The following is a 15661-nucleotide window of genomic DNA, read 5'->3' as shown; positions in this document are numbered from 1 at the left end:
AACTACGCCGCGCTTTTCCGCATGCACTTCAACAGAGGGCCACCTGCCTCTCGAACGAATAGACCTCAGAGGCGAGTGCCGGCGGACACCTTAGCTATAATAGGCCGTCGCCACAGTTATCCCTTTGTTTTCCTTGCAACCAACAGCCTGGAACCTCCCACGGGCATATTTATTCCAGCTTTAATCAGAGCAATCTCGCAGGAAAGTATTGTACTGAAGACGTGGTTCACCATCGGAGGCAACCGGAGCTCTGATCGAACATCTATCTCGGATACCGGCTTTTCTTTGCTTTTTATGCGCGAGGCAGCCATGGCGGGCAGCAAAAGCGTCACGAACGACGTGCTCCTAACAACTTCAAAGCCGGCCATCTCCACCTTATTGCGCAGCTCACTTTCAGTGTAACGCCTGAAATGGTGAGAATATTCATCGATTGAGCTCCACAGCCAAGGATGTTGTGGGACCGTAACAAGCAGCGTTCCATTCGCTTTCAGGGCCGCACACATTTGCCTGAGAACGAGTTCATCGTCTTCTATATGCTCGAGAACATCGAACGCGCATACAACATCAAATTCATCCACAAATGGTATCCCGCGAGCATCCATCTGCGCGAGAGACGCAGACGGCAGTCGCTCAGACGCAAATTTGAGGCCCTCCGTGAATATCTCGCTACCCGAGAGCTTAGCGTTTGGATAGGCGGCTGCTATTCCGGACAAGACATAGCCTGTACCGCAGCCAACCTCCAGAAGAGAGTGAAACTCTGGACTGTAAGACTTTAGTGCCCACAGCAATAGCTTGTTTCGTGAACGAAACCAGAAATTATCGGCCTCGAGTTCAGCGAGTTCCTTGAAGTATTCAGGTTCAAATCCCCCTCCACAACTTGCAAATTCGGGCGCAAATGCGCGGAAGCCTTCGATCTCCGGCGGGGTCCAACCACAATTTATGCATGTGACTTCATTGCTGGCAGCAGCAAAAACCGATTGGCAGGAGAGGCAACGAATCATCCGACAATTCCATCGTGAGCGCGGACGTGGGGGAACACGAGAAACTTGAGGACCGCAAATAGGTAGGCTGCGACAACAGCAATGGAAACTGCTTGGACATAGGCATGGGGATAGCCGTAGAGGTCAACAAACACGAACAAAATGCTGTAGTTTAAAAGATAGCCGGTGGCATATGCTGCAACGTAACGTAGGCCTGCATCAAATACATTGCCCTGATGAGAAAAGACCCATTTCCGATTGCCGACGAAGCTGATGGATGTGCCAATAAAGTAGAGAACTGTCATGGTGGTTTTGGGTCCCACCCCGAAGAATGTGATGGATAAATACAATATGTACCCTAAAAAATTGGTGATAACTCCGACCAACCCATAACGGAGCAATTGCCCCACGGATTGTCGTCCTACCGCTGATTTCTGTTGTTGCAGCCTAAGTGTAAATCGCGAGGCCAAATCCAGTCTTTCCATAGCCATTGCCGTTGTACAACATATACCGGCAGCCTCTGTGATTAAAAACAAAAGGATACTCAATCATATCGCTATCCCAGCCGGAGTTTGAAACGTCGATCCCGGTCTGCGACAACTTTAATTCCCAATCGCTCCCATCTCTGCTGGTGGCATAACCGATGCGGTAGGTCTCGCCAAGTCCACTACGGTACGAAAACCACATATGGAATCCGTCTTTGTCGCTCACTACGGTAGGTCGTGAAAACGCCTGGGCGAAGCCAAGCCGGTAGGGCAGCGCCAGGCCTTCCCGGCGCCAGGAATGGCCATCGTCCGATATTGCAGATTTGATAACATGCAGCATTTCTCCGTTGCCAGCGTCCCAACTAACGGTCGAACCGTACCACATTTTGAAACCGCCGCTCTTTACCGGCTCTACCCAGGGATATGAGAGGCTTATGGGGTCATCGCTATCCGAACCCATAAAAGGTGCGTTCAAATCGAGTTCCAATGTCAGGGTGGAGGTAACTCGCAATCGCCCGATTTCACCACGCCAATGTGCTCCCGGTGGGTTCTGCCACCCCATGAAAAGCATGTAGCGCTGATCGCCGACCTTGTAGCAATTGCCGATGCTGATCCCGGCTTCGAAGAAACTGCCCTCGGGGCCATGCTGCATGAATGGCGCGTCGTATTCCGTGACAATCGTTCTGTTTTCGATATCGATGTCGACTGCACCGACAGAGGACCTGTTCTCGGCGTCGCGACCACTGAAGAACACTCGAAAGATGTTGCCTTCAATGTGAACAGCCAACGGGTTTGCGGCATGAGAACGCAGCTTGGGATGGTTTCCAGGCGGACAGTACAGCAGGCCAAGCTTACGCCATTTACGCGGCTCGATCATATCTTGCGAAGCTTCGAACTTGGCACTCGTGAACGTTCGGTTGCTTGGGCGACGTAGACGCCTTCCGGATCCGCATCAGCAAGAAGTAGCGCACCCGCACCGATCACACATTTCTCACCAACTGTTATGTGATCTCTAAGTGTCGCGTTCACGCCAATAAAGCACTGCTCACCAATGTTGACTCCACCTGAAACGACGACATGTGATGCAATGAATGCATGGCTGCCAATCGTGGAATGGTGCCCGATGTGATTACCACTCCAGAGCGTAACATTGTTGCCAATTGTCACAAACGGCTGAATAGTATTGTCTTCAAATATAAAACAATTTTCGCCAATGTTTCCGCCGTTCAGAACGCTAGCGCGGGAGCTAATGTAGGTTGCCATACTATATCCGCGGGCCTTGGCCGCTTCGTATTTTTCACGGCGCAGCGCATTGAGTTTCGTGTAACTCAACGCCACGAACATCGAATTCTCTGCGGGGGGATAAGTCTGTGCGAGAGTCTCGAATGGGACCGTAGGCAGCCCGCAGAATTCGGGCGCTGCCAAATATTCGCCATCGACTGTAAACGCGACCACCTCGTAGTCGGAATCCTCTGAGAAATAGGCGTGTGCGATTTGGGCTATATCGCCCGTACCAAAAATGACCAGACGTTTCTTCATGACTTCCTCACCAGTATCGTGAATTCATAAAGCCCATAGTCATGGAGCAGCGCAACATTGCGTGAATATCGGCGTTTACAGAGGTCAAAGAGCTCGCATGGATCAGCATAATAGAGATATTCCTGCATTTTATTCGCATCTGAATACGAGGTCAGGCAATTGAAGGCGAAACCCAACCTACTCGTGCGATCTAGTGCATCGATGGCCGCAGACACGTATGAATGCCACTCGGTGTCAGTTCGCGTAAGACGAACATTAAATATCCCACTTGCAATCCCATAGTCAGCGATCTCATCTGCCTCGCTGGCAACAATGAAGCGTGATTTGCCGGTGTCTTTTTGGCGGTCTTGGGCGCTGCGCACCATATCGTGCGAGACGTCAAAGCCGGAGTAGTTGAATTTATCGTATCGCTTGTTGAGATACTCAAACAGTGAGCCGTAACCGCATCCCAGATCGTTGATCGAGAATGATTTCGAATTCCCGATGACTTTGCATAGTTGATCGAAGCGCACGGTCTGGCTTTCTTCACCATTCCAGTCAACACCGCGGGGCGTTTGCCCATATTGTGCAAGCTTGCCTGAATAGTACTCGGCAACCTCGGCCAGAAGGTCGCTGTTATCACTTTGCATAGACTTGCCTCACAATGGTGTACGGGCGAAGCTTCATTTGCGCACATGCCTCATATACTGAGGCGCCTCGCTACCGCGATTAAACAGAAGGTCGACAATAGAGACGTAGTGGGTAAATGGACCCCAAAGTTGCGGATATTCAGGATAACCTGAATAATCGAACCAAGTGAGTTTCAAGCTCCGTTCTCTGAATACATTCTCATCAATATAATCTCTGGCTGCGGGACCCGAGACGTATTCGGTAGCTTGGGCCTGCATACATAAATCAGCAAGACGTTCTGTTTTGCCATCGACAAGATGGTAGTTCGAAGAGTCCGTTATGCGTGTAGTGATGCCCAAGTAGTGACAGGTGATTTCCATGAATTCTCGGTTGAGCGGAGAAAGAAAATTGTGATTGCCCCGGAGATAAATCGGTTCGAGTAAGGCTGCAACTTCATCGAAATACGGCGCTTTTTTGTAGTTAGTCGTAAGCGACCTCCAGTGGCTAACCGCCCATTCCGAGCCCTCGATCTCCGTATCTCTGATAGTTTGGAGGTATTTTCCCTTCACCTTTACTGGTATTGTCAGCCACTGCATTCCCTGGGGCGTTTTGATCTGGTTGCGATTGCGCCAATCACGCCGCGTATATTGCATCTCGTCATAGATTATAAATTCGTCCACCGCGGCGATTAGGTCGAAATAACCTTTCCATGGAATATAGTTGGATTGGAGGATTGCGACTTTTTTCATTGCTTCTCGCTTGGTATGCGGCTCGAGGAACAGTTACCGCGGGCCTGCGATCAATGGCAACTTCTTTTCTGTTTGGATGGCTGGACTAGCCAGCGCAAGGCAATGACCGCATAACTCATGCTCAGCAGCAATGCCATCTTCGCCGGCATGGAAAGCAAATCAATTTTCATCGTAGCATGATTTGAAATGGTGCAAATGCGTGGTGAAGCGGAGTGGTCATTTGACGATGGAATCCACGGAAGTCAGTCGACCAGGCCGCGGCCGCACCTTCCGACAGTTCGACACATCGCTTTTTGAACTTGAAAAAACGATTGTCGACGCCAGTATTGCCGCACCTCTGTGATCAGTGGGGATGATTTGGGATTTGTACAATGTTGCCCCAAACGTTGCCCAGATGTGCTTTGAAAAGCAAAAGGCTCAGCGATTTCTCGCTAAGCCTTTGATTTAACTGGCTCCCCGGGCCGGATTCGAACCAGCGACCGATCGGTTAACAGCCGATTGCTCTACCACTGAGCTACCGGGGAATAGCTGCTTATTTCATCAGCGAAGTGGCCTATAGCAAAAGGGTTTCGCTTTTGCAAAGGACCATTTCGCTTTTTTTCGACTTATGTGCATAACAGAATGATGACATGGGGCGAAGGCGTTCCTACATCCGGCGTTGGATATGGTTTAATCGAAAGAGAAGATTTTTGTCTGAAGACCCTGAAAACAAGGAAAGCCAGGCGAATTCCGCACATCACGGCCACAGGAAGCGCCGGCATATGCGCATTTTTGGCCGCCACATACCAGTTCCACAATCGGTGGCGATGCGTCGCACGCTTGGCGGAGCTCTGGTTGCCGGGGGTGCGCTCGGTTTCCTGCCTGTTCTCGGTTTCTGGATGGTTCCGCTCGGTCTGATCGTCCTTTCACAGGATTCGGCGCTGGTACGGCGTAAACGCCGTCAGATCGAAGTGAAGCTCGGCCGTCGTTGGAAAAGCGGCTGGTTTGCATCGGACAAGGACAAAGGCTGAACGCTTCTGGTCCGCACAAGCAACGTCGTGACAGTTACGATTGTTTGTGGCTTCTCATTTTACGTATTGCGGCACAAAACAAAAACGGCTATTCGGAATGCCGCAAGTGACGCTGTTCGGAATGAAATTTTGTCACTTCCATAAGTAGTTAATTTCATTAGCTATTTTGATGTTGAGGCCTCGTGGCGGAGTGGTTACGCAGAGGACTGCAAATCCTTGCACCCCGGTTCGATTCCGGGCGAGGCCTCCATTCAAAAAAGTTCACCATATAAGCAACTGATTTTATTGTCAGGTGCGCTGACTTTGGGACGCCACTCCAATGCTTTTGGTAACTCCGAAGACAGGCTAAGGTGAAAGTACTGCTGGACAACTGACGGTTGGAAGTCAGGCGTTCGCTTCGCACGCCAATAGCTCTCATTCACTTGACGGCCTCAATATCCTCCAGCTTCCAAGTCTTGTCGAAGTAGGGTTCGCTGGGCCCATAGAACCGGAAGATGGGAAACCAGCCCTTGCCGGGAACCGTTTTAATCCAGTTGCCTTTTTCTTTTGGCTCATCCGGTCCAAAGGCGACGTCCACGGACCCATCTGAATTTATATGGGGCTTCGTGTAGCTGCTGACAGATGGAAATGGCTGGCCGTTCTGCAACTCCGACCGGCTGAGCGCATCGTAGACCAAAACCGACCAGAAATTGTTCGCGGGTATCTTGGCCGGGACGTGCAGCTTGTAGCTCTTTGCACCATCGAGGAAGTTTCCTTCGGCATCGCGGTAGGTCCACAGGTACTGCGAACCCTGACCGACATTCTTGGCCATCATCGCGGGCGTGTTGCCCGCAGCCATGTAATAGACATTGTCGCGGGCATCTATCTGCGGCGCACCATCCTTTGTGAACGTATAGGTCATGCCCTCCTGAACGCCCTGCCATTTGCGGTCGGGGTAATAGAATACGCCGGGGGCAGTGGACGCATAGGTATTGGCTCGCGCCATCGCTCCGCCAAGTCGTGCGGCTTCAGCGAGTAGCGCCTTGGTCTTTTCATCAGGATTGAACTGTTTACCCTTCTCAATGCCGATGGCCATCATCATCGAACGCTCCAGCGGTCCGAAGTTCTCGACAGGCTCCTCTTCGACAAGCTGTGCCAGCAACTCGAAGAAATGGAAGTTGTCGGGAAACACCGTGTTGATGGCCTTGTTGGATCCGTTGAGGAACTCCATCTTGGGCGACGAGGATGCCTTGGCGAGCGGATAGATCTTGATCTGTTTCATCAGCCCCACAGCCTGATCGGTCTTGCCATCGACCTGAAAGCCGCGCAGCCCAAGTGTCACCGAGTATGTCGGAGAGCGTTTGACGAAGTATCCCTTTGGAATCTTGCCCTTGAACCCAGGCGGCAGAATCAGAAACTTGCCGCCCTTGCCCTTATCGTCTCCAAGCGGGCCAACATCCGCGATGTAACGCTGGAGCCCGTCCTGCAGAAAACCAAGCATCTTCGGTGGAGCTTCGACGACGGTCGGGCCATCCGCTTTCAAATCGAGGTGAGACAAAGCGTAAACCGTTTCGGCATTGGCCGTCAGCAGCACGGTCTTGGCGTCCATCAGGTCTTCCCAGACCACTACCTGTGTCGGCTTCGTCGCTCCGAACGCACGCAGACCCTCACGAAGTCCGATCTCGCTGACCGGCATCAACTGGGTAAGATAGACCTCTATCGCCTGATTGAGCTTGCGAAGATCGAGCAGACGCTCGGCGGCGTCGCCAACCGGGTAACCGCCCTTGAACTCGAAATCGCCGGAACGTGTCTTCAACGTCTCGGTCCCAAGCCAACCGTAGGGATTTTGTTCCTGTGCCTGCGTGGGCAGGCTTAGGCAAATTGTGCCCGCAATGACAACAGCCGCACCGAGTGGACACAGTCGCATCGCCAAACCCTCCATATCTTGGAAGCGCCATGTGACTGCAAAACCGGACAGGACAACAGTACGTTACGGTTACAATCCTCAAGGAACAACTCATTGATTACAATGGCACATAGATTCTTTATGCAACTTGGACTGAATCCGTCTCGAATTCATATGCGGTCCGGCACTATCTCAGTAACTTGCTTTGCGGGCTGACGCTTCATTCTACAACGGCCCGCATGAATTCGATCGGTGATGAAATGGCTAAAAATCAGATCGGGCTAAAACCGGCCCCAAAAGTGAGCCGAAGTTTTCCAATAGAATACTTCCTCCTTGCTAATCTTCAGTCGGAGGGCGGGATCATCGGCCACCTTGACGGAAAGCCGATTGCAGAAACGGTGGTGGACCGAAACGGGTCGCGGTATCACTTTTCCGGTGTCGCACCTCGCTTCAGCGACGGTCGCTTCGATGTCGAATCCCTTCGCACTGGGGAATGGATCGTTGAACCCGGACTGATCTATTTTATGGAGAATAGGGCCAAGGCGGCCTGAACGCATGTTGCGCGCAGGGGCGACGACACAAGTGACACTTATGCGTCCCGCTCCCATCGCGACGAGCAGCCGAGCGGTTCTCCCAAATTGTCCGGTCGAGTTGTTATGTGGAATGCGAATCTACCTGAAGGGGTATTTGCTTGATGTCCTATGTTGCTGAAATCGCGCCTCGTTGCCCCAACTGCCACGCGTCATACTTCACGCGCGAGCCTTTCCCTGCACCTGATGCCAACGAAAATGTGCAATGTCCTCTCTGCGATCATATAGCCCACCAAAGCGAATGGATGGACACAGAGATTCCACGCACCATCAAGCGCTCGCCTTCTCCATGAATTTGATAGTCTCCCAGGAAAGACAGCTCAGATAGTCAGAACTTCACCTTGAAACCCGTGGTTCCATTGACGCTGTAACTGTCGGCAAAGTCACTGAGGCTGGTATTCAACGACACCTCGCCATAGAGCGCATATTTGTCATCGGCCCAGCTGTATGACCCGCCAGCGCCGACGCCGCCCCAGGTGCGATCGCTCTCATTGGCGAAATTGACGCCGGCAAGGTCAACCTCCGAACCATCGAGGAATTCATGATAGAGGTTGGCGAGCCCGTAGACATTGCTGCGTGCCATCCTGCCGGAGCTGTCCTGCCATGCATTCTGGTAGTCGGCGGAGACGCCAAGGCGTCCCTTCAGGCTGTCGCTCTTGTCCAGCGAAACGTCCGCGCCGAAGGGATCGGTGAAGTCATCAAAATCGACATTGGAATAGGCCAGCTGCACTTGCGGCGTGATCGACCAGTTCTCGTCGAGGACGATCCGCTTGCCGGTTTCGAGGCTCAGCGCGTAGCCGAAACCGTCATTGCCATCGGTCAGGCTGCGGCCGAGCGTGTCGGAGGTTATATCGCTGTCGTACCAGTTGAGTTGCGTCTGCCCGTCGACATAGAAGCCGTTCTGGCCAAGCCAGGTCAGCGTGCCGCCAAAACCGTAGCCGTCGGTGTCGATGGAACCCTTGCCGAACAGGGAGGAGACGTCGGTTGAAATCTCGCCATACTGGAACGTCACGCCGCCCATCAGGGTGCCGGACTGGTTTTCGTAGAGCTTGCCGTCAAGGCCGGACTGCAACCTCCAGGTGTTGTAGTCATAGTCCGCCTGCGTGCTAGAGCGGTCAGGATCGACCCGCGAATGCGCGCCGTCGATGCGTGCCCATATGGCTCCCGCATCAATGGTCGCCGTGCCGCCTTCGGAAGGCAAAGGCGCAGCCTCGGGCGTTCCCGGTCCATCGCCTTGGGCAATCACCGCGCTGCCTGCGCCAGCCCAATAGCGATTGCCGATGCGCTGCTGCATTGAGCCAACGCCGTTGAGCACCTGCAGGCTCTGGGCGTAGGTCTCGTAAAGCGGAGCCCCTGGCTGGTAGATGGGGCCAGCGGCTGGCGGTGGTGTCGTAGGCGAACTGGTCGGCGCCAATTGGGACCGCAAGTACCAGTCGCCGTCGCTCGTTGCGGTGATTCCGTTCTTGTTCAGCGTATAGCCATAGGCACCCGCCACCACGGCCTGCTGCCCGGCGATCACGTAGTCACCCAGCAGCGAAAAGACGCCGCCCGAAGCGCCGCCGACGTCGACGATCTTGATGCCCTCGACCGTTTGCGCGCCGGTCCCGCCGACATTGGTCACCCGCACACTGGTCGTGCCTGCGGTGTCGCCGGTGACGACGAGCCGGTCGGTGGGCGAGGCATCTCCGCCGAGCTCGGTCTCGATGACCAGCGTGCCACCATTGCCGGTGTAGTTGCCGCCGATCGTCAGTGTGCCGATCGAGTTGCCCGGCGCAATCGTACCGTCGCTCGTCGTTGTGCCGACCTCGCCAGTGCCTTGCAGCCGCCCGCCTGTCTGAACATTCACTGTCCCGCCAAGGATGCCGTTCACCGACAGCGTGCCCGCCTTGATCGTGGTGTTGCCGGCGAAGGCGGAATTGTCAGCTGTCATGATCGTCGTGCCGGTACCGATCTGGCTGATCGTGCCAGTGCCGAGAACGAGATTGTTGAAGCTGAAAATGTCGGAGCGGTTGAAGGCGAGGGTCCCGGCACTGGCAGTGGTGAGATTACCGATGACACTGCCGCTGGTGCCGCCATTGCCGAGTTGCAGGGTGCCGTCCTGGATATTCCAGTTCGTGGTGGCAGTGCCCGCGCCGGTCAGCGCCCAGGTGCTGGTACCGGACTTTTCGTAGGTGTTGAAGTTCTGGTACTGCGATCCGACGGCGGAAACGTCGAAGATGTCGTTTGCCGCCCCTCCGAGCCGCAAAATGTCAGTGGTTGCCGTCGCATTGGCGAAGACGTTGCCTTCGATCACCGATCCGGCCTGCAGCTCCAGGTTCAATGAGTTTGTCGCACCCGCCTGAAGCAAAATGGCATTGGCCTGACCGGCCCCAGCGCGAATGGTTCCGCTGTTTATCAGACTCATACTGACTGTGTTTGTGTTGGTTACGATAGCGATCGCGCCGGCCCCACCTTCGATCGTACCGTTATTGATGATGGTTCCGGTTCCTTGGCGGACAAACAGTGCCGACCCCACTGTCGGAGTCGTCCCGTTAAGAGGACCATTACCGCCGCGAATTGTTCCATTGTTGACCAACGTACTAGTTCCCAAAGGGCCGCCTATATCAATACCATTTCCGCCGAATGCCGTGGCGCTGTCACCTCCCTGAATAACGCCATTATTGGTCAGCGACACGTTCGTGCCAACCTTGACGCCAAACCCTCCGCCTCCACCTGCTCCACCGCCTGCTCCACCAATGATTGTTCCATTGTTGGTTACCGTCATTGGTTGATTCAGCCACAATCCAGCCTGTCCGCTTGTGGTACCGGCAGGGCCGGAACTACCAGCGACCAGCGCGCCAGAGAACGTGATCTGAGAGCCAGCTGGAAAAGGACCGGTCAATGACACCGCGCCCCTACTGTTCAGGGTTGCCGCATTATAGGTACCCGAGAGTGTGAAGCCTTGCACATCCGATCGTGATCGGTTTGGCTGGCGACGGCAAGGCCGTATTTGTCACCGCGAAACTGCTGGTCACTACAATCGTCGCGGTAGAATCGCCGTCGGCGTTCGCCGCGGCGATCGCCGCCCGCAGCTGGGTGTCATTGCTGACAAGATAGGTGGCAGCCGATGCCTGTGACGGCAGCAGACAACCCATCGCCAGTGCGATCGAGCAGGCGCCCGCCAGCAGTTTTTCCTTGCTGGTGAATAGAATTCCAACGGCTTTGCCGCTCATGATCGCCCCCGCGTAGTCTGCCCCAAAATAGCTCGAAAGTACTACAAGCGATTCGAACGCTTCCGCAACCTTCGGTTGTGATCACATCGGCGTGTGATTAATTATTTCTTCTCTGGGTTGCTTTGCGGCAACACGAAATTGAATGTGCGCTTCCGTCAGAACTACTCGCAAAACATGACAAGCCAGCGACGGCGGTTGTGAAGGTTGGTAGATCTTACCAATGCCGATGTCGGTTCATCGTTCGCTCGGTTGCCATGACATTCAGCCCATAGGTTTCTTGACGTAAGGTCAGAAGGTGTCATACTTTCGTCTATAGGCATCTTTCCTGGGGGTAGTGCCATGCAATATGTAGGGGACAAGCTTACGAGCGCTGTTGCGCAGATTAGACAACGTGAGAGGGGGCTCTCCTCATATCTCGCTTGCCGATGGTCTGCGTTCAAGACTGCTTCTGTATCGGTCTATTGCAGGCTGGTTGACGCTTTATACTGAGTTCGGCCTTCCTGGCGGACGACTGCACCTACAAATTTGCATCATCGTGTGGACCGCGATCCTTGAGAAGGTGGTGGATGTTCGTTTCTGTCGAGAAAAATTTTATCTTTGTTCATGTTGCAAAGACCGGTGGTCAAGCGTTGAAGCGGGCGCTGCGCCCCTATGCCGTGAAGAAAGCCTCCGGCCAATGGCGGCGACTTCTGTCGCACCTGCCTGTCGCGGAAGATGTCGACATTCAGTTTGGCCCGCATGCCTCGGTGCGCTGGGCAAAGCTGAAACTGCCACGTGCTTTCTTCGAGGGGGCTTTCAAATTCGGGCTTGTGCGCAACCCTTATGATCTCGCTGTCTCGCGCTACGCTTTCGTACGCGGCCAGGGCAACCATCATCGCCACAAAGACGCCCAGAAGCAGAGTTTTGCGGATTTCCTGCGCCAGGAGCGCCGCCGCGCATTGTGGCGCCCCCGCGATCAAAGCTCGATGCTGTGCGATTTCGACGGCAAGCTGCTGGTCGACCAGGTCTACCGCTTCGAACGGATGGAGGAGGCGTTCGCCGATATCATCACCCGGCTGGACCTGGACGAGTCCCCGGAACTCACTCGCAAGAATGCCAGCAAGCGCGGTGCCTATCAGGAGTATTACACGCCGGTCGAGCGCAAGCTCGTCGAGCAGATCTGGAAGCGTGATCTGGAAAAATTCGAATACGAGTTTTAGGGCCGTTGATATTCAGGCCAGCACGGCCTGTAAATGGCGCTTTTTTGCGATCCGGTGCTCATGAACCCAAAAGTTCACTGCGCTCCGGTTCTCGAAAATCACCATTTTCGGCGCGTCCTGACCTGAATCTCAAACAGACCCCAGGGCAGGCTAGCTGGAACGCCGCTCCGAATATCGGCGATAGACGCCTTTGCCGGCCTTCTTGGCGATATAGAGCGCAGCATCACCGCACCAGAGCAGGCTTTCCGGCGTATCGCCGTCACGCGGTGCCAGGGCAGCTCCGATCGTGACGCTGATGGCCACGGGCTCGGGACCGCCGAGATCGTACGGTTGCGACACCGATCCGATAATACGGTCGGCAACACTGGCTACCTCGTTGGAGGTCGCCTGCAACAGGACAATGGCAAATTCATCGCCGCCCATGCGATAGACAACATCATTCTTGCGCAGGCATGATTGCAGACGATCTGCTACAAGTTTTAAAAGACTATCGCCTTCGGCGCGTCCGTATTGATCGTTGAATTTCTTGAAACCATCGAGATCAATACAAAGAATAGCGAATTGCAAGCGGTCATCGAAGTCACTCTGGGCATAGGAACCACAAAGACTATCGAGATGGTCTTCAAGTGCGGCTCTGTCCGCCAGCCCGGTCAGCTCATCCTGGCTTATAGGGAAGTCATTGAATCCCTTGATCTCAATCATCTGTTTTGCATTCCTACCGTTCGCAGAACGACTCCCATCTGCAAGTATAGAATGACAGGTGCAGCCAATCTATTCAATCCCGGATTAACCCTAGGGTTAAAAGAACTATCACGGGGTGGTGCGCGGATGCCGCATCGGAAAATTATTGGAAGCGGCATCCGCGTGCAGCGTTAGTCATTCATTGACGCTGATGGAAATTTTTGCCACATCCTCTGATAATTATCGCTTCTGGTCACGGATGGGTAACCATAAAGGCCGTAAGGTCTGTGCCGATCGTCAGGAGCATGTCACGCGCTTGCAAGCGCTTTGCGTTGCGGGTGCCTTGAAGAGAGCTTGTAGACCATGACGCTGAATTTTGAAGACCTGCGGATCAAGATGGTCGACAATCAGTTGCGCACGACTGATGTGACCGACAAACCCTTGCTCCAGGCTTTTCTTGACGTGCCGCGCGAGAAGTTCGTGCCAAGTTTCCGCATGCCTCTCGCCTATATCGACGATGACGTCCTTGTTGCGGATGGCCGTTATCTGATGGAACCTTCGCCTTTCGCCAAGATGGTACAGCTCGCCAACATTCAGCCGGAAGACGCCGTGCTCGATATCGGATGTGCCACCGGCTACTCCTCGGCGGTTCTGTCGCGGGTCGCGCGTTCGGTCGTAGCGGTCGAATGTGACGCCGACCTTGCGGGGCAGGCGGTCTCCAATCTGGCAAGCCTCGGGTTCGACAATGTCGTCGTGGTGAATGCGCCGCTCGAAGGCGGCTGCGCGTCCGAGGCGCCCTATGACGTAGTTCTAATTGAGGGTAGCGTTGATCACGTTCCTGCGTCATTATTTGATCAGTTGAAGAACGGCGGAAGACTCGTGGTTGTTGAGGGGGCGGGAAACTCTGGAAAATCAATGATTTACGTAAAACACGACGGAATCGTTTCGGGACGCCGTGCATTCAATTCTGCGGTCAAAGCGCTCCCCGGCTTCAAAAAAATAGCCGAGTTTGAGTTCTGAAACCCGCTGCATATGAGACAAAAGTGCAACGGTCGGCTACTTTGTTTGCATTTTAGGAAATGCCGCTGTGGCCAACCCGGAAATTGATAGCTATCTAAGGCACACTGTCGAACCGAATGGTTCGGTCGGAATATTGAGAGAGTGAAGGGGTTTATAGTGTTCATAGCGGGCAAGCGATTATTAACCGCAGCGCTGTTGTCAGCCACGGTACTAACCTCTACGCCTTCGATGGCTGAGACAATATTCGGGGCAATGGAAAAAGCCTACGAGAGAAACTCCACCGTCAATGCGGACAGGGCCGGCGTACGTGTCACCGACGAAGGTGTGGCGGTTGCAAAATCGGCGTATCGTCCGACTATATCGGGAAACGCCTCTTTGACGACGACATCGACGCGGCTGGATAGCGGTCGTACTGGACGCGCTGACATTGGGACGTTCGGCATCACCGTCAACCAGTTGCTGTTCGACGGGTTCACCACGAAGAACAACGTGGCTTCTGCAAAAACACAGGTGTTGGCCGCGCGCGAGAACCTGCGCAACAGTGAACAGAACACTCTGTTTCAGGCCGCACAGGCATTCATGGACGTCTACCTCACCCGTCAGATCGTCATCCTGCGGCAGAAAAACCTTGAGTTCCTCGACGAACAGTTGCGCGCCGCGCGCGCACGTTTCGATGTTGGCGAGGGAACGCGGACGGACGTTGCGCAAGCCGAGGCTTCCAAAGCCTCTGCCATCGCAACGCTAGCCGCTGCGAAATCCGACGAAAAGAATGCCGAAGCTGTCTATATCCAGATTGTTGGAGCGGAGCCTGGCCGCCTTAAGGCCGCGGCGATGGCATCGAAATCACTGCCGAGATCAATGGATCAGGCATTCAGCATCGCGGCCAATAATCATCCGGCGATCCTGGCTACGCAATATGCAGTCGATGCAGCTGGATATAATGTGAAGGCGCAGGAAGGTCAGCTTCTGCCCCAGATCGGTCTTCAGGGGTCAGTCACCCGCGACGAGATATTTTCGTCTGGCCTGGGCACCACCACCGACGATTCGAGCCAAGCTTCTGCCGGGATCCAGATGACGATCCCGATCTATAGCGGCGGCAGGACGTCCGCGCTCGTTCGCCAGTCCAAGGAAACGTTAGGGCAGCGGCGCATCGAAGTTGATGTACAGCGCGACGCTGTCCGTCAGGCGATCGCCAACGGCTATTCGACCATGGAATCGGCGAAAGCGCAGATCGTTGCTCAAAGGTCGGTGGTTGCGGCTGCGGAGCTCGCCTTGAACGGCGTCATCGAAGAACGCAAGGTGGGTCAGCGAACGACACTCGACGTGTTGAATGCCCAAGCCGATGTGTTGACCGGACAGGTCAGCCTCGCGCAGGCCGAACGTGACAGTGTCGTGGCGAGCTACGCCGTTCTTCTGGCCGTTGGGCGCCTAAACCCGGGCCAAATCGGCTTGCAGGTCGCGGAATACCATCCTGAGGAGCATTATGATGCTGTGAAGGACAAGTGGATCGGCCTGCGCACGCCCGACGGCCGCTGATCTTCATTATCATTCGACCAGAAATACTATTTGCCGTCAGGTTAGCGCCTGGCGGCAAATTGCTTTTCAGGACCCGTTTTCAGAAAAGTCTGTGGGTTAGCCCCAAACGAACCTCGCAGGGATTCTCAAACCCAATCCAAGCCTCTACACTGGATACAGATTCGTT

The 15661-nt window shown here is 54.4% G+C and carries 15 protein-coding genes and 2 tRNA genes; 6 read left to right on the top strand and 11 right to left on the bottom strand.

Annotated features, from left to right (window positions below):
• Positions 1–116: 116 nt before the first annotated feature.
• From LB462_RS08830 to LB462_RS08800, 7 genes are all read right to left on the bottom strand, one after another.
• On the bottom strand, positions 117–1001 hold the full coding sequence (locus LB462_RS08830; protein ID WP_224506994.1) for a class I SAM-dependent methyltransferase: 885 nt from the start codon (positions 999–1001) through the stop codon (positions 117–119).
• A complete protein-coding gene (locus tag LB462_RS08825; protein ID WP_224506992.1) occupies positions 998–1465 on the bottom strand; it encodes a GtrA family protein in 468 nt (155 codons plus the stop codon). Before LB462_RS08825 ends, LB462_RS08830 begins: the two co-directional genes overlap by 4 nt.
• Positions 1428–2342 carry a glycoside hydrolase family protein gene (locus tag LB462_RS08820; protein ID WP_224506990.1) on the bottom strand — a complete coding sequence of 305 codons (915 nt, stop codon included), beginning with the start codon at positions 2340–2342 and terminating at the stop codon, positions 1428–1430. The genes LB462_RS08825 and LB462_RS08820 overlap by 38 nt, the downstream gene beginning before the upstream one ends.
• On the bottom strand, positions 2339–3004 hold the full coding sequence (locus LB462_RS08815) for an acetyltransferase (protein ID WP_224506988.1): 666 nt from the start codon (positions 3002–3004) through the stop codon (positions 2339–2341). The genes LB462_RS08820 and LB462_RS08815 overlap by 4 nt, the downstream gene beginning before the upstream one ends.
• Entirely contained in the window at positions 3001–3633 is a 633-nt protein-coding gene (locus tag LB462_RS08810) for a methyltransferase domain-containing protein (protein ID WP_224506987.1), read from the bottom strand. Before LB462_RS08810 ends, LB462_RS08815 begins: the two co-directional genes overlap by 4 nt.
• A 33-nt stretch (positions 3634–3666) precedes the next feature.
• On the bottom strand, positions 3667–4362 hold the full coding sequence (locus LB462_RS08805) for a WbqC family protein (protein WP_224506985.1): 696 nt from the start codon (positions 4360–4362) through the stop codon (positions 3667–3669).
• Between the two features lie 449 nt (positions 4363–4811).
• Positions 4812–4886, bottom strand: a tRNA-Asn gene (locus LB462_RS08800).
• A 237-nt stretch (positions 4887–5123) separates the two neighbouring features.
• On the opposite strand from LB462_RS08800, the gene LB462_RS08795 reads away from it, so the two are divergent.
• Together LB462_RS08795 and LB462_RS08790 are read left to right on the top strand one after the other, a co-directional pair.
• Positions 5124–5372 (top strand): hypothetical protein, encoded by a 249-nt coding sequence (locus LB462_RS08795; RefSeq protein WP_224507130.1) that lies wholly within the window; start codon positions 5124–5126, stop codon positions 5370–5372.
• Positions 5373–5548: 176 nt separating this feature from the next.
• A tRNA-Cys gene (locus LB462_RS08790) sits at positions 5549–5622 on the top strand.
• Positions 5623–5790: 168 nt separating this feature from the next.
• Here the strand turns inward: LB462_RS08790 and LB462_RS08785 are convergent.
• A complete protein-coding gene (locus LB462_RS08785) occupies positions 5791–7278 on the bottom strand; it encodes a DUF1254 domain-containing protein (protein ID WP_224506983.1) in 1488 nt (495 codons plus the stop codon).
• Between the two features lie 218 nt (positions 7279–7496).
• Between LB462_RS08785 and LB462_RS08780 the strand changes: the two genes are divergently transcribed.
• Positions 7497–7808 (top strand): hypothetical protein, encoded by a 312-nt coding sequence (locus LB462_RS08780; RefSeq protein ID WP_224506981.1) that lies wholly within the window; start codon positions 7497–7499, stop codon positions 7806–7808.
• Between the two features lie 367 nt (positions 7809–8175).
• Here LB462_RS08780 and LB462_RS08775 read toward each other — a convergent pair whose 3' ends face one another.
• Complete coding sequence (locus tag LB462_RS08775) at positions 8176–10611, bottom strand: autotransporter family protein (RefSeq protein WP_224506979.1); 2436 nt, start codon at positions 10609–10611, stop codon at positions 8176–8178.
• Positions 10612–10762: 151 nt separating this feature from the next.
• A complete protein-coding gene (locus LB462_RS08770) occupies positions 10763–11059 on the bottom strand; it encodes a hypothetical protein (protein WP_224506978.1) in 297 nt (98 codons plus the stop codon).
• 566 nt (positions 11060–11625) lie between these two features.
• On the opposite strand from LB462_RS08770, the gene LB462_RS08765 reads away from it, so the two are divergent.
• Complete coding sequence (locus LB462_RS08765; protein WP_224506976.1) at positions 11626–12258, top strand: sulfotransferase family 2 domain-containing protein; 633 nt, start codon at positions 11626–11628, stop codon at positions 12256–12258.
• A gap of 150 nt (positions 12259–12408) precedes the next feature.
• On the opposite strand, the gene LB462_RS08760 is transcribed toward LB462_RS08765, so the two are convergent.
• A complete protein-coding gene (locus LB462_RS08760) occupies positions 12409–12960 on the bottom strand; it encodes a GGDEF domain-containing protein (protein WP_112530286.1) in 552 nt (183 codons plus the stop codon).
• A gap of 342 nt (positions 12961–13302) precedes the next feature.
• On the opposite strand from LB462_RS08760, the gene LB462_RS08755 reads away from it, so the two are divergent.
• Entirely contained in the window at positions 13303–13959 is a 657-nt protein-coding gene (locus tag LB462_RS08755) for a protein-L-isoaspartate O-methyltransferase family protein (protein WP_224506974.1), read from the top strand.
• Between the two features lie 156 nt (positions 13960–14115).
• On the top strand, positions 14116–15495 hold the full coding sequence (locus tag LB462_RS08750) for a TolC family outer membrane protein (RefSeq protein ID WP_224507129.1): 1380 nt from the start codon (positions 14116–14118) through the stop codon (positions 15493–15495).
• The last annotated feature ends 166 nt before the right edge of the window (positions 15496–15661 follow it).

This window comes from Phyllobacterium chamaecytisi (genome assembly GCF_020164455.1).
GTDB lineage: Bacteria > Pseudomonadota > Alphaproteobacteria > Rhizobiales > Rhizobiaceae > Phyllobacterium > Phyllobacterium chamaecytisi.
Note: the sequence above shows the minus strand (reverse complement) of the source record. Positions and strands in the feature narration are given on the sequence as shown.

Excerpts from the sequence above, each read along its gene's own strand:
- LB462_RS08830 (WP_224506994.1), bottom strand. The coding sequence starts at position 1,001 with ATGATTCGTTGCCTCTCCTGCCAATCGGTTTTTGCTGCTGCCAGCAAT.
- LB462_RS08825 (WP_224506992.1), bottom strand. The coding sequence starts at position 1,465 with ATGGAAAGACTGGATTTGGCCTCGCGATTTACACTTAGGCTGCAACAA.
- LB462_RS08820 (WP_224506990.1), bottom strand. The coding sequence starts at position 2,342 with ATGATCGAGCCGCGTAAATGGCGTAAGCTTGGCCTGCTGTACTGTCCG.
- LB462_RS08815 (WP_224506988.1), bottom strand. The coding sequence starts at position 3,004 with ATGAAGAAACGTCTGGTCATTTTTGGTACGGGCGATATAGCCCAAATC.
- LB462_RS08810 (WP_224506987.1), bottom strand. The coding sequence starts at position 3,633 with ATGCAAAGTGATAACAGCGACCTTCTGGCCGAGGTTGCCGAGTACTAT.
- LB462_RS08805 (WP_224506985.1), bottom strand. The coding sequence starts at position 4,362 with ATGAAAAAAGTCGCAATCCTCCAATCCAACTATATTCCATGGAAAGGT.
- LB462_RS08795 (WP_224507130.1), top strand. The coding sequence starts at position 5,124 with ATGCGCATTTTTGGCCGCCACATACCAGTTCCACAATCGGTGGCGATG.
- LB462_RS08785 (WP_224506983.1), bottom strand. The coding sequence starts at position 7,278 with ATGCGACTGTGTCCACTCGGTGCGGCTGTTGTCATTGCGGGCACAATT.
- LB462_RS08780 (WP_224506981.1), top strand. The coding sequence starts at position 7,497 with ATGAATTCGATCGGTGATGAAATGGCTAAAAATCAGATCGGGCTAAAA.
- LB462_RS08775 (WP_224506979.1), bottom strand. The coding sequence starts at position 10,611 with ATGACGGTAACCAACAATGGAACAATCATTGGTGGAGCAGGCGGTGGA.
- LB462_RS08770 (WP_224506978.1), bottom strand. The coding sequence starts at position 11,059 with ATGAGCGGCAAAGCCGTTGGAATTCTATTCACCAGCAAGGAAAAACTG.
- LB462_RS08765 (WP_224506976.1), top strand. The coding sequence starts at position 11,626 with ATGTTCGTTTCTGTCGAGAAAAATTTTATCTTTGTTCATGTTGCAAAG.
- LB462_RS08760 (WP_112530286.1), bottom strand. The coding sequence starts at position 12,960 with ATGATTGAGATCAAGGGATTCAATGACTTCCCTATAAGCCAGGATGAG.
- LB462_RS08755 (WP_224506974.1), top strand. The coding sequence starts at position 13,303 with ATGACGCTGAATTTTGAAGACCTGCGGATCAAGATGGTCGACAATCAG.